16 protein-coding genes and 1 pseudogene are annotated in these 13,265 nt (G+C 39.3%); 15 read left to right on the top strand and 2 right to left on the bottom strand.

Annotation, left to right across the window (positions count from 1 at the left end; translation table 11 throughout):
- Positions 1-554: pseudogene (locus tag HMPREF9074_RS04095) on the bottom strand (HAD-IIB family hydrolase); the annotation flags it as partial.
- A 283-nt stretch (positions 555-837) separates the two neighbouring features.
- On the opposite strand from HMPREF9074_RS04095, the gene HMPREF9074_RS04090 reads away from it, so the two are divergent.
- The 6 genes from HMPREF9074_RS04090 to HMPREF9074_RS04065 all read left to right on the top strand — a co-directional run bounded on the left by HMPREF9074_RS04090 (position 838) and on the right by HMPREF9074_RS04065 (position 4,701).
- Positions 838-1,110, top strand: a complete 273-nt coding sequence (locus HMPREF9074_RS04090) for a DUF6922 domain-containing protein (RefSeq protein ID WP_009733854.1) — start codon at positions 838-840, stop codon at positions 1,108-1,110.
- Positions 1,091-1,753: a nucleotidyl transferase AbiEii/AbiGii toxin family protein gene (locus tag HMPREF9074_RS04085; RefSeq protein ID WP_009733855.1), complete on the top strand. Its 663-nt coding sequence runs from the start codon at positions 1,091-1,093 to the stop codon at positions 1,751-1,753. The genes HMPREF9074_RS04090 and HMPREF9074_RS04085 overlap by 20 nt, the downstream gene beginning before the upstream one ends.
- Positions 1,754-1,835: 82 nt before the next feature.
- The gene (glmM, locus tag HMPREF9074_RS04080) at positions 1,836-3,224 is read left to right on the top strand and encodes a phosphoglucosamine mutase (RefSeq protein ID WP_009733856.1); all 1,389 of its coding nucleotides are present in this window, start codon (positions 1,836-1,838) and stop codon (positions 3,222-3,224) included.
- 167 nt (positions 3,225-3,391) lie between these two features.
- Positions 3,392-3,715 (top strand): type II toxin-antitoxin system RelE/ParE family toxin, encoded by a 324-nt coding sequence (locus tag HMPREF9074_RS04075; RefSeq protein WP_009733857.1) that lies wholly within the window; start codon positions 3,392-3,394, stop codon positions 3,713-3,715.
- A 13-nt stretch (positions 3,716-3,728) separates the two neighbouring features.
- Positions 3,729-4,061, top strand: coding sequence for a HigA family addiction module antitoxin (locus HMPREF9074_RS04070; protein ID WP_009733858.1), 333 nt, complete (start codon positions 3,729-3,731; stop codon positions 4,059-4,061).
- Between the two features lie 10 nt (positions 4,062-4,071).
- Complete coding sequence (locus HMPREF9074_RS04065; RefSeq protein ID WP_034539752.1) at positions 4,072-4,701, top strand: rhodanese-like domain-containing protein; 630 nt, start codon at positions 4,072-4,074, stop codon at positions 4,699-4,701.
- Positions 4,702-4,832: 131 nt separating this feature from the next.
- On the opposite strand, the gene panC is transcribed toward HMPREF9074_RS04065, so the two are convergent.
- Positions 4,833-5,678, bottom strand: coding sequence for a pantoate--beta-alanine ligase (gene panC, locus HMPREF9074_RS04060; protein WP_009733860.1), 846 nt, complete (start codon positions 5,676-5,678; stop codon positions 4,833-4,835).
- A gap of 111 nt (positions 5,679-5,789) precedes the next feature.
- On the opposite strand from panC, the gene HMPREF9074_RS04055 reads away from it, so the two are divergent.
- The 9 genes from HMPREF9074_RS04055 to HMPREF9074_RS04015 all read left to right on the top strand — a co-directional run.
- Positions 5,790-6,605: a glycogen/starch synthase gene (locus HMPREF9074_RS04055; RefSeq protein WP_009733861.1), complete on the top strand. Its 816-nt coding sequence runs from the start codon at positions 5,790-5,792 to the stop codon at positions 6,603-6,605.
- Positions 6,606-6,615: 10 nt separating this feature from the next.
- The gene (locus HMPREF9074_RS04050; RefSeq protein WP_009733862.1) at positions 6,616-8,124 is read left to right on the top strand and encodes a DUF4270 domain-containing protein; all 1,509 of its coding nucleotides are present in this window, start codon (positions 6,616-6,618) and stop codon (positions 8,122-8,124) included.
- An 11-nt stretch (positions 8,125-8,135) separates the two neighbouring features.
- The gene (locus tag HMPREF9074_RS04045) at positions 8,136-8,459 is read left to right on the top strand and encodes a translation initiation factor (protein WP_009733863.1); all 324 of its coding nucleotides are present in this window, start codon (positions 8,136-8,138) and stop codon (positions 8,457-8,459) included.
- A gap of 31 nt (positions 8,460-8,490) precedes the next feature.
- The gene (fabG, locus tag HMPREF9074_RS04040) at positions 8,491-9,237 is read left to right on the top strand and encodes a 3-oxoacyl-[acyl-carrier-protein] reductase (RefSeq protein WP_009733864.1); all 747 of its coding nucleotides are present in this window, start codon (positions 8,491-8,493) and stop codon (positions 9,235-9,237) included.
- Positions 9,238-9,274: 37 nt separating this feature from the next.
- Positions 9,275-10,081 (top strand): outer membrane protein assembly factor BamD, encoded by an 807-nt coding sequence (locus tag HMPREF9074_RS04035; RefSeq protein ID WP_034539750.1) that lies wholly within the window; start codon positions 9,275-9,277, stop codon positions 10,079-10,081.
- 9 nt (positions 10,082-10,090) lie between these two features.
- Positions 10,091-10,405 carry a DNA-directed RNA polymerase subunit omega gene (locus tag HMPREF9074_RS04030; RefSeq protein WP_009733866.1) on the top strand — a complete coding sequence of 105 codons (315 nt, stop codon included), beginning with the start codon at positions 10,091-10,093 and terminating at the stop codon, positions 10,403-10,405.
- 105 nt (positions 10,406-10,510) lie between these two features.
- Positions 10,511-11,683: a bifunctional phosphopantothenoylcysteine decarboxylase/phosphopantothenate--cysteine ligase CoaBC gene (gene coaBC, locus HMPREF9074_RS04025; RefSeq protein ID WP_009733867.1), complete on the top strand. Its 1,173-nt coding sequence runs from the start codon at positions 10,511-10,513 to the stop codon at positions 11,681-11,683.
- A 12-nt stretch (positions 11,684-11,695) separates the two neighbouring features.
- On the top strand, positions 11,696-12,577 hold the full coding sequence (gene fabD, locus HMPREF9074_RS04020) for an ACP S-malonyltransferase (RefSeq protein ID WP_009733868.1): 882 nt from the start codon (positions 11,696-11,698) through the stop codon (positions 12,575-12,577).
- A partial coding sequence (locus HMPREF9074_RS04015; RefSeq protein WP_034539748.1) for an ABC transporter ATP-binding protein occupies positions 12,574-13,265 on the top strand: 692 nt, incomplete at its 3' end. The genes fabD and HMPREF9074_RS04015, both read left to right, overlap by 4 nt.

Here is a 13,265-nt window from a genome sequence, read left to right as displayed (position 1 = left end):
TCTTTACGGGTGATGTCTAACCATATTTCGCCCGACACCACTACGTTGAAATCTTTGCTGTATTGCTGCAAATACGGATAAGAATTAAGGCGAGAGATACCCTCATCGCAGATAGTGATTTTAAAAATCTCATCGTCTATATTAGCAAAATCAGTTACTTGCGTATGAGCTGGGTAATGACGTGCTATCTCGTTAAAAATCCACTCACTATCAGTTTTTATATAAGCACTTTTTTTGCCACAGAGGGCTACCCCTATGCGGTCTATTTGGGCACAAGTGCGCAATATAGGCAAGTAAGAAGCGAAGTCCATTGTGCGCTCGAAGAGGGTACGCCCTTGATAAATGAGCGAAGCCCCATTATCGGGAGCAAAAGCGATAAGGTGCTTAATAGGTGCGAACAACTCATACAAGCTCTGAATTTGTCGCCCACTGGCTACACAAAAGAGGATTCCTTTTTGATGTACTCGTTCAAACACTTTCCAAAAAAGGTGTGGTATTTCTTTTTGATTATTGACGAGGGTACCGTCAATGTCCGAGACTATTAGTTTTATCATACGAATAAGATTTTGCGGCAAAGATACAAAATAATTTGCCAATTTCGCGATTTGGCGATGAGATAATTTGGGAGGGCAGAGAAGGCTGGGAAGAATGGGAGGGCTGGGGATTAGGATATATTGTCTTATCCTTCGCTTATCCTTCGCTCATCGTTCGGTTATCGTTCGCTCTTCCTATATCATTTGTATAAAGTAAATAGTAAGAGAAATTTTTTCTAATTTTTAAAACTTGTCAATTCGGTAATAATTCGTATATTTGCAACAATAAAACATAACTTTTAAAATGAAAAGTGCATTTTTAGATAAAAAATTTAGAGATTGTATACATCCTAGAGTTTTTTGGGATTGTAATTTCGAGGAATTGGATATAAAAAAAGATAAAGTTTTTATCATTGGTAGAGTTCTAATGAGAGGAACTGACAAAGAAATACACTTTATAGAAGATAATTTTTCACTGAAAGAAATAAAAGAAGCTGTTGAAAAATCAACAGAAGTAGATGATATATGTGTAAATTATTATAGAAAGTTATATCTGTATGAGAGTAGAAGGAAATAAGGCTATAGAAGAACCCCAAAGAAAATTACTCAGAGAAATAATGTCTTTGGATATCCTCTCGACATATTGCCTAGTAGGAGGAACTAATTTGGCTTTGAGATATGAACATAGAATATCAGTAGATTTAGACATTTTTAGATATAATCCTATTGCTAATATAGAAGAAAACAGAATACTTTCAAATGAAATTAAGAGATTGTTCCCAACAACTGAGATATTAAACGTTTCAAGATTGGGAGCTTTTTTGTATATAAATAATATAAAAGTAGACATTATAGAGTATCCTATTCCTTTTTTCAATATAGAAACTTTAGAAGGCATTCGTTTGGCATCAAAGTTGGATATAGCTGCAATGAAAATAAATGCCATAACCAACAGAGGCACACGTAAAGATTTTTACGATTTATATGAACTTTTAAAAGAATTTAGTTTAAAGGAAATTATTGATAGTTATAAACAAAAATATAAGATTGATAATGTAGAGATGGCGCTACGCTCCCTTATCTATTTTTCTGATGCTGAAGACAATAAAGAACGAAATAACAAAATAATCAGTCTTTGTAATGAAGATTGGGAAGAAGTAAAAGATGTAATAGAAGAAAAATATAATGAGTTATTCTATAATTCATATAGAAAACGATAGCAAATCTGCTTATTTTTTAACTTGTCAATTCAGTAATAATTCTTACCTTTGCAATATATTAATAACAATCGTTAATTAAACTATGGCTTTAATAAAATCTATTTCAGGTATTCGCGGTACTATCGGGGGAGTACCCGATGAAAATCTAACCCCCATCGACGCCGTGAAATTTGCGGCTGCCTATGGCTTCTGGCTTAAAAACCACGTACATAAAACTCGCATAAAAGTGGTAGTGGGGCGCGACGCCCGTCTATCAGGTGAAATGGTGCAAAACCTCGTGCAATATACCCTCATCGGACTGGGTATAGATGTAGTTGATTTGGGACTTAGCACTACACCTACCGTAGAGGTGGCTGTAACAATGGAACAAGCTGACGGGGGTATCATCTTGACTGCAAGTCACAATCCTAAACAATGGAACGCTCTTAAACTTCTTAATAACCAAGGTGAATTTCTTAACGCTCAAGAGGGCGAGGAAATCTTACGCATAGCCGCTGATAACAACGTTGTTTTTGCTGAAGTAGATGCGCTGGGCACTCTCTCGCACAACGATACTTATATACAACGACATATAGACGCCGCTCTATCGCTGTTGCCTTTGGCTACTATCGAGGCGATACGCCAACGCCACTTTAGGGTGGTAGTAGATGCTGTCAATTCTACAGGGGGTATTGCTATCCCTCAGCTCTTAGAACGTTTGGGCGCAGAGGTGTTGCCGCTGTACTGCGAACCTAATGGACACTTCCCTCACAACCCTGAACCGCTAAAAGAGCATTTGGGCGACATCTGTGCTGAAGTAGTAGCCAAAGAAGCTGACTTTGGTATAGTAGTTGACCCTGATGTAGACCGCTTGGCTTTCATCACTGAAAAAGGTGAGATGTTTGGCGAAGAATATACTTTAGTGGCTTGCGCTGACTATATTTTGAGTAAAAATAAAGGTAATGTAGTATCGAACTTATCCTCATCGCGAGCTTTGCGCGACATCGCCAAAAAACACGGGGTGCAGTACGCTGCCTCTGCCGTAGGTGAGGTGAATGTGGTAGCTAAAATGAAGGAAGTGAACGCCATCATAGGGGGCGAAGGCAATGGGGGGATTATCTTCCCTGAATTGCACTACGGACGTGATGCGCTGGTAGGGGTGGCGCTCTTCTTATCGCTGCTAACTGATAAGAATATAACAGTGAGTGCGCTACGCAAAAGCTATCCGGCTTACTATATGAGTAAGAACAAAATAGAACTATCAGCAGGTTTGAATCCTGATAAGGTATTGGCTGCTGTAAAAGAGCGTTACGCACACGAACCTATCACTACCATAGATGGGGTAAAGATTGACTTTCCTAACAGTTGGGTACATTTGAGAAAATCAAACACTGAGCCTATTATCCGCATCTATACTGAGGCTAAAAGTCAGGAAGAAGCTGATGCCCTCGCGCAACGATTTTTAGAAGAAATGAAGGAATTAGCGAATTGATTGGACGATTTGTCAATTTGGCAATTTGTCAATTTGGCGATTTGTCAATTTGGCGATTACTCTTGCTAACGACTAAGGACTAAAACAATAGCCGTTAGTTGTTAGTCATTAGTCGTTAGAATCTAAAACCTAATAAATCAACCCGATAAAACAAAATCAATCAACTTATGGAAATTATTTTTCGAGAAGACTGTCTGAAAGAATTATACGAAGAAGGAAAAACTAAACATAAGAAATATAAAACGCTTCAGAAAGATATAGTAAAACGATTTATTAAAACAATAGATATACTAAAGGCTGCTGAAAAAATAGAGACACTATTCCTTTTTAACAGCTTAAATTACGAAAAACTTAAAGGAGATAAGAAAGGAATAGAATCAGTAAGGGTAAATGACAAATACCGAATAGAATTTATAAGTTCTATAGTAGAAAATCCTCCTAATACTATTACCATTTGCTCTATAATCGAACTTAATAATCATTATCAATAAAAGAAGCAATGATATGACCACAAATAAATTAATTCCCTTTATAGCTACTCACCCTGGGGAGGTAATAAAAGACGAAATAGAAGCTCGCAATATCTCTCTACAAACATTTGCCTCTCTTTTGGGAGTGGAATCATCTTACTTAGATGAACTCATTAGTGGCAAAAGAAGTATAACGGTAGATACAGCCTCTCTCTTAGAAAGAGAATTGTGTATACCTGCTTCGTTTTGGCTACATCTACAATCTCAATACAATTTAGACTGTAGAAATATTGAAATAAAGCACTCTAAAAAACAATATACTATAACAGAACAACCTGTTGAAGAGTATGCTTGTGCAATTTGTTAATAAATTAACTATGAAATATTCCATTACTTTATGGGCATTTTTGCTTTTGATAGTATCAGCAAATGCCCAAACGCTTAGCGAGCGTATTAATGCTAAAAATGTAGTACTCGTAGATGTTCGTACTGCTGAAGAATTTGGGAAAGGCTCGGCTGAAGGAGCTATTAATATCCCTCTTGAGCTACTTGAACAGCAGTGGACTAACCTTAAAGACAAGGAGAATATAGTGCTGTTTTGTCGCTCAGGAAGACGCTCTGGCAAAGCGGAAACTATACTAAAAAAACACGGCATCACAGCCGTTAATGGGGGCGGTGTAACGCAAGTTATTGCGCTACAAAAAGTGAATTTAGCTGATAAATTGCAGTTTCGCAACGATAAACAGACTACCTATTTTGTAAAAGACGGTAAAAGCGTACGCCAAGTAGCGGTAGCTTTAGGTGAAGGCGCTGTACTGAAAAAACATACTACTGATGTACCTGCTACCCTCATAATGGTAAAAGGAACGGTACGCTTTATGATCTACGGACAAGAAGTTGTACTTAAAGACCTTGATACCTACCAAATACCTGCTGCCGTTGAACACGAAGTAATAGGTGTGGAGAAAGAAAATGTGTTTATCATAACGAAGCTATTGGCTGATTAGCTAATTTGTCAATTTGCCGATTTGGCGATTAGCTAATTTGCCGATTTGCCAATTTGACGATTTGTCAATTTGACGATTTGTAATAAAAAAATATTGCCAAAGTTTAGAACTTTGGCAATATTTTTTGTTAATTAGTTCATTGAGATATTATCAATCAGCCTAACTCCTTCGGCGTGTACTACTATAAAAGCACGGTAATCTTTACCGGCTTCTTTATCAGTGATGGGCTGAAGGGTATGCGCATCGGTAATAGTGAAATACTCTAACTCAAAATCGGGTTCGTTGGCAAATACTTGCGTTACCCAATCGGTTACTTCTGCAGGGCTATGGGTAGCAAAACGCTCTTTAGCTTGCTGTAGGGTTCGATAGATGAAAGTAGCCCGCTGACGCATAGCCTCAGAAAGTAGTGCATTGCGCGAACTCAGTGCCAAGCCCTCTGCATTGCGCACTATAGGACAAGGTACTACCGTAACTGGTAAGCCTGTTTGTGCTACCATTCGCTCGATAATAAGCAGCTGCTGGTAGTCCTTTTCGCCAAAATACGCTCTATCAGGGGTTACTATCTCAAATAGCTTCTTTACTATAGTCCCCACGCCGTCGAAATGGCCAGGACGTGAGGGGCCTTCCATCACTTTATCGAGTGTTCCGAAATCAAAATGCTGTGCGGCTGCCTCATCACCATATACATCGGCTACTGAAGGGGCATAAATGAGTATCTCGGGACTGAAATCATATAGCAATTGCGCATCGGCTTGCAAAGTGCGCGGATATTTTTCTAAGTCGGTGGGATTGTTGAACTGAGTGGGGTTTACGAAGATACTTACCACCACTATATCGTTCTCTTCTTTTGCTTTTTTCACCAATGATAAATGCCCTGCGTGCAAGGCACCCATTGTGGGTACTAACCCTATGGTTTTCCCCTGATTTTTAAGACTTTGCAAGGCGTTATGAAGCGCCTTTTGTTCGTTGTAAATCATCGTTATAAATCTTTTTTGGGTGCAAACTTATATATTTTTTATGGATATGTCCATATTTTTTTGTACTTTTGTGCTTTCTAAGCGTTATATCAATTTTTCAATATCCTTTTTATGAGAGATAAAAAAGTACTGTACGTATCATCAGAGGTATTGCCTTATTCGCCTTATAGTGAGTTAGCTAATATGTCGTTTGAAGCACCGAGGATGGTAAATGCCAATGGCGGACAGATACGGATTTTTATGCCTAAATTTGGCAACATCAATGAGAGACGACACCAATTGCACGAAGTGATTCGGCTTTCGGGTATCAATATCGTTATCAATGATATAGATGTGCCCCTCATTATCAAAGTAGCCTCTATTCCTAAAGAGCGTATTCAGGTATATTTTATAGATAATGATGAGTATTTTCATCGCTCTGGCACGCTATTTGACGAACAAAACAATATGTATCCTGATAATGACGAACGCTGTATTTTCTTTGCTAAAGGTATTGTAGAAACTGTAAAGAAACTCAATTGGCTACCCGACATTATCCACATACACGGCTGGGTATCTACCCTCCTACCGCTATACTTGCGAAGCTATTACAAAGATGAGCCTATTTTCTCTGAAAGCAAAATTATCACCTCGGTAACTGACCCTGATTTTGAGGGGACTATAAACAATGGCCTTATCAATAAAGTAGCTTTTGACGGCATAAGCAAAAAGACAGTAGACCCGCTTAAAAATCCTACTTATCACAACCTAATGCGAATAGCAGTAAAATACTCTGACGGGGTGATAGTGGTAAGTGAAGAAGATAAAATGCCTGAAGAGTTTCGCACTTATCTGAAAAACCTCAGAAAACCGGTACTCTACAACAGTGATAAAGAGACTTTCCAAGAATCTTATCACCAATTTTATGAAAAAATATTAAAGAAATAAGCTATATAGAATGAAGAACCCTCTTAAAATAGTATTTTTTGCCTCATTGCTCCCTCTTTTTACGGCTTGTTCAGACAATTCGTTTAACGAAATAGACGGAGCTTTACTGAAAAACCCTAATTTCTCTACTTCAGTGCTTACCCCTACCTTTACAGTATCGCAAACTACTGCAGAGGCTGTGCAAACTAACGGACTTGGTGGCTACCTTTTAGGGCAGTATACCCAAGCTCCTTTTGGCACCTTATCGGCTACCATAGTAGCCCAAATAGGGCTTTCGTCTGTAAATCCTGTATTTGGAGAGCAATCGCAAGCCAATGAAAACAAAAACAATAAGCAAGAGAATGAAACAGTAACTGAGGCATACCTCTATATTCCATTCTTTAACCCTCTTAGCAGCTTGCAAAAGCCTACCTACACCCAGAATGCTGAATACACTCTGGACTCTATCTACGGCAATAAAGCAGCACAATTCAAAATAGATGTAAAAGAGCTTAACTATTACTTAAGCGACATAGGGACTAACCTTAACGCTAAAGAGTACTACAGCAACGACAGCGCTATAAATGCTCATATAGGAGCTTCTGTTGCTTCGGCTACTGGTACTACTTACACCCTAACGAATAAGGCAGTGGTGCGCTATCAGTTTGACGACCCTAAAACTACTGAAGACGAATCAAAGAAAGTACAAGATGTATTGGCACCAGGGTTGCGCATTCCGTTGAGTACAAGCTTCTTTCAGAGCAAAATTATCAGCCAAGAAGGTGCTGCTGTGCTCTCTAACCTCAATGACTTTAAGCAGCACTTCAAAGGGTTAGTTATCAGTGCTTCAGACTTCAGCAACGACTTGATGATGATGCTCAACACCTCGGCTGCTAAAATAGAAATAAATTATAGCTATACCTCTAATGATAAGACACTTAAGAAGCGTTTTGAATTGCCTATAAGTGGCATCACGATGAACCTTTTCGGTCAAAATGGGGGGACTACCACCGATAGTAGCAAGATTTACCTCAGTGGGGCTTTAGGACACGGAGCTACTCTAAAAATAGCTGATGCTGACATTAATACTATCAAAAACCAAAAGCTGATGATAACCGATGCGAGCATACTACTATATGTAGACCAATCGGTTACCTACCAAAAAGAACCTGAACGTTTGTATATATACAATGCCAACACAGGGGCTCCATTAGCTGACTATGGGTACGACCCTACTGCTAACGCACAGACCGCTGCTTACTCGCACTTAGTACATTTAGTACCTCTACATAAAGTGAATGGCAAAGGGGTATACTATCGCCTGCGCATCACTAATCACCTATTGAATATAGTGAATGGCAATACTACTAATGTACCGCTGGGTATTGCTGTAATTTCAAACGTAAAAAATACAACTGTAAAGAATTACCTAACAGGTAGTGAAAAAGGAAAAACTACTGAAAGTGCTGTGGTAACCCCTCTGAGCACCGTAATAAAAGAGGTGAAAATAGAAGTAAACTACAGTAAGGTTCGCAATTAAGATTTTTTGAAATGGATTTAAGAAGTCAGCTGAAAATGCTCTTCCCTGACCATCAGGAAGAAGAAGTGCCTGAAGAAGTACGCCCTAACATATGGATGCAAGACGAGCCGTTGCTATGTAAGTACGAAAAGCGCAATGGCAAGCCAATAACGGTGATAGAAGGCTACACAGGCGCTGACAGCGATTTTAAGATACTCGCCAAAGAACTTAAAACCCAATTAGGTGTAGGAGGAGCCGTGAAAAATGACACTATACTTATACAAGGTGACTACCGCGATAAGATAATGGTTTTGCTGAAAGAAAAAGGATTTAAAGTGAAGCGAGTAGGAGGATAAAAACGATTAAGAATTTAGAATTTATACTTATATGAAATTATTAGAAGGAAAAACAGCTATCATCACAGGTGCCAGCAGAGGTATCGGGCGTGGTATAGCTGAAGTATTTGCGGCACACGGAGCTAATATAGCTTTTTCATACAGTTCATCAGCTAAAGCTGCTAAAGAATTAGAAGAAAAACTAAGCGCACAAGGAGTAAAAGTAAAAGGTTATCAGAGTGATGCCTCTAACTTTACGCAATCGCAAGAATTTGTTGATGCTGTAGTAGCCGAATTTGGTGGGGTAGATATATTGGTAAACAATGCTGGTATCACCAAAGACAACCTATTGATGCGCATCAGCGAAGAGGACTTTGACAAAGTGATAGAAGTAAACCTTAAATCGGTGTTTAATATGACCAAAGCCGTACAACGCTTTATGCTTAAACAACGCAAAGGCTCAATTATCAATATGAGTAGCGTGGTAGGTATAAAAGGAAATGCAGGCCAAAGCAACTATGCTGCCTCTAAGGCTGGTATCATAGGCTTTACTAAGTCTATCGCCCTTGAATTAGGGTCTCGCAACATCCGCTGCAATGCCATAGCACCAGGATTTATAGAAACTGAAATGACTGCTGTATTAGACGAGAAAGTGGTGCAAAGCTGGCGCGATAGTATTCCTCTAAAACGCGGTGGACAACCTGAAGATGTAGCTAATGCTTGTGTGTTTTTAGCCTCTGATATGTCGGCTTACATTACAGGTCAAGTGCTAAATGTAGATGGAGGAATGCTCACATAATTTTGGTTATCTCAAAAAAACTATTTACTTTTGCCGAATGTTAATAAGAAAATATATCATCATCGGGCTGTTAGGCTTGGGTCTTACCTCTTGTGGGGAATACCAAAAAGCCTTAAAATCAACCGATTCGAGTGTGAAATACGCAGAAGCTGAGAAGCAATACAAGGCTAAGAAATACCGAAAAGCTGTAAAACTTTTTGAGCAAATAGCCTCAGAATACTCTGGGAAACCCCAAGGAGAGCGTCTTTATTTTCTGCAGGGCGATGCCTACTATCAAATGAAGCAATACAGCTTAGCGACTTACCCTTTTGAGCGATTGCAGAAGATATACCCTCGCAGCGCTAAGGCAGTAGAAGCAGCTTTCTTAGAGGCTAAATCGCTATATATGCAAGTGCCTACCTATAGCGTAGATCAGACCTACACCTATCAGGCATTAGAAAAACTACAGTACTTTATGGATAGGTACAGCGATTCTGACTATGCTAAAGAGGCTAATGAGTTGATTTTAAACCTACTGACTCAGCTACAGAAAAAAGAATTTGAAATAGCTAAGCAGTATGACCTTATCCGTGATTATCAGGCAGCTATGAAGTCGTTAGACAACTTCTTGGCTAATAACCCCGGTAGTGTGTTTAGAGAGGATGCGCTCTACACACGGTTGCATTCAGCATACGAATGGGCTATCAACAGTGTAGAAAGCAAGCAAAAAGAACGTTTAGACACTGCTAAAGAAGCCTACGACACGCTTCTTCGGGCTTTCCCAGAAACGAAATACAAAAAAGAAGCTGATAATATGCTGAAAAAAATCAATACATCATTGAAAAGTTTTACATCTCAAAAATAATTATTCATTATGGATTTTAAAAGAATAGACGCGCCAACAACCACTGTAACGTATAACAAAGCAGCAATAGAAGCCCCTACTAACAATATTTATGAGGCTATTTCTATTATTGCTAAACGTGCTACCCAAATAAATGCCGAAATAAAGAAGGAATTGGTAGAGAAGTTAGAGGCTTTTGCTACTAATAATGACAATCTTGAAGAAATCTTTGAAAACAAAGAACAAATAGAAGTATCTCGCTTCTACGAACGCCTACCTAAACCACAAGCTATAGCAGTAAAAGAATGGTTAGAAGGGAAAGTATATTTTCGTGAAACAGAATAATTCTAAAAATACTTTTATATTACAGTTTGTTTAATATAGGGCTTTGGGCTGTGAGCTTTTGGGGCTTGCTGTTCGAAGCCTTTTTTACCTAAAACTTTTTAGCTGATGAACATACTCTTAGGTATCACGGGCGGTATCGCTGCTTATAAAGCTCCTCAACTAGTACGGCTATTCGTAAAAAAAGGACATACCGTGAGGGTCATACTTTCTGAAAAAGCAAAAGAGTTCGTCACCCCACTGACACTCAGTACTCTATCTAAAAACTCTGTACTTAGCACATTTGTGACTACTGAAAGCGATTGGAACAGCCACGTAGCTTTAGCTGAATGGGCTGACCTTATGCTGATAGCCCCTGCCACAGCTAATACTATTGCTAAAATGGCTTATGGGCAATGCGACAATCTGCTTTTGGCTACTTACCTTTCGGCAAAAGTACCTGTATGGGTTGCTCCTGCTATGGACTTAGATATGTATGCCCACCCTATAGTAACACATAACTTAGCCCAACTGCAATCCTTTGGTTGCCATATTATTGCAGCTGCTTACGGCGAGCTGGCAAGTGGATTAGTAGGACAAGGGCGAATGGCAGAGCCTGAGGATATTGTTAGAGAGATAGAAGATAATTTCAGCACAACACAACCTCTGAAAGGCAAAAAAGTACTGATAACAGCTGGCCCTACTTATGAGGCAATAGACCCTGTGCGCTTCGTAGGCAACTTTTCAACAGGCAAAATGGGTATCGCTTTAGCCAATGAAGCCACTAAGCAAGGAGCAGAAGTGCATTTAGTACTCGGCCCTTCAGCTGAAAAGAATATCAACAGCCATATACATCTTTGTAGAGTGGTAAGTGCTAAACAGATGTATGAGGCTGCTGTAGAGAGGTTTAGCAGTTGTGATATCGTTATACTTGCTGCCGCTGTAGCTGACTATACTCCAGAGGTAGTAGCCCCTGAAAAAATAAAGAAAAAAGGCGATAACTTTAATCTAAACTTAATCCCTACGGTTGATATATTAGCTTCATTAGGAAAGCTAAAAACTACGCAAAAGCTAATTGGCTTTGCTTTAGAAACAGAAAATGAGATAGAAAACGCACGTACTAAGCTACAAAAGAAGCACTTAGATGGTATAGTGCTTAACTCTTTGCGCGATAAAGGGGCTGGTTTTGGTACAGACACTAACAAAATAACTTTTATTACCCCTGAAAAGCTACAAGAGTTCCCTTTAAAAAGTAAAGAAGCTGTAGCTAAAGATATTTTAACAGAATGTATAAACTTATAAAAAAATAAAGCAATGAAAGCATATATCTTTCCTGGTCAAGGAGCACAATTCGTAGGAATGGGGCTCGACTTATACGAAAAATCAGCAGAAGCAAAAGCTCTTTTTGAAGCCGCTAACGGTATATTAGGATTTGCTATTACCGAAGAAATGTTTGCTGGTACTGATGAAGGACTAAAACAAACAAAAGTAACCCAACCTGCTATCTTCTTGCACTCAGTTATTCTAAGCAAAGTATTAGGCAAAGACTTTGCTCCACAGATGGTTGCTGGGCACTCATTAGGTGAATTCTCGGCCTTAGTAGCTAATGGCACGCTAACTTTTGAAGATGGACTACAATTAGTAGCCAAACGCGCTGCTGCTATGCAAAAAGCTTGCGAACTACAGCCTGGCACTATGGCAGCTGTATTGGGGTTAGAAGATAGTAAAGTAGAAGAGTTATGCGCCTCAGTAGAAGGTATCGTAACCCCTGCTAACTATAACTGCCCAGGTCAGTTAGTAATTTCAGGCGAACTAAAAGCTGTAGAAGCGGCTTGCGAGAAAATGAAAGAAGCAGGAGCTAAGCGCGCATTCATTCTACCTGTAGGTGGTGCTTTCCACTCTATACTGATGAAGCCTGCTGAAGAAAAATTAGCAGCCGCTATTGAACAAACACACTTTAGCAAGCCTCTTTGCCCTGTATATCAAAACGTTACCACTACCGCAGTTACCTGCGAAGCCGACATCAAAAAGAACCTTATCAATCAGCTTACTGCACCTGTAAAATGGACACAAAGTGTGCAGCAAATGATAGCAGATGGTGCCTCAGCATTTATAGAAGTAGGTCCAGGTAAAGTACTACAAGGGTTAGTAAAGAAAATTAACAAAGAAGCAGTCGTTTCTTCAGCTGAAGTATGATACAAGTAGAAAATTTACGTAAATCTTTTAATGGTGTAGAGGTGCTCAAAGGTATTTCTACTACATTCGAGAAAGGTAAAACAAACCTCATCATTGGGCAGAGTGGTTCGGGTAAAACCGTATTTCTCAAATCACTATTAGGACTTTTTACCCCTGATAGTGGTGACATTATCTACGATGGTGTGAAGTACGCCGATATGAAGCGCAAAGAGCAAGTAGCCCTACGCCAAAAAATGGGAATGGTATTCCAAGGCAGTGCCCTCTTCGACTCGATGACTGTACTCGAAAACGTGATGTTCCCTCTAAAAATGTTCTCTAAGCATACCCCAGAAGAAATACGCGAGCGTGCCAATACAGTGCTTAGCCGTGTGAACTTAGTAAATGCAGAGAATAAGTTACCATCAGAAATCTCTGGTGGTATGCAAAAACGGGTAGCCATTGCACGCGCTATTGTCAATCAGCCTAACTACCTATTCTGCGATGAGCCTAACTCTGGTCTTGACCCCAAAACCTCTATCGTGATAGATAACCTCATACAAGAGATTACTGAAGAGTTTAACATCACTACTGTCATCAACACCCACGATATGAACTCTGTAATGGAAATAGGGGCTAAAATAGTATTTCTTAAAAATGGATACAAAGAATGGGAAGGCTCTAAGGATAATATCTTCCAAACAGATAACGA

The sequence above is a fragment of the Capnocytophaga sp. oral taxon 329 str. F0087 genome, from assembly GCF_000213295.2.
Taxonomy (GTDB): domain Bacteria; phylum Bacteroidota; class Bacteroidia; order Flavobacteriales; family Flavobacteriaceae; genus Capnocytophaga; species Capnocytophaga leadbetteri_A.
This window is presented reverse-complemented; position numbering and strand designations above follow the sequence as displayed.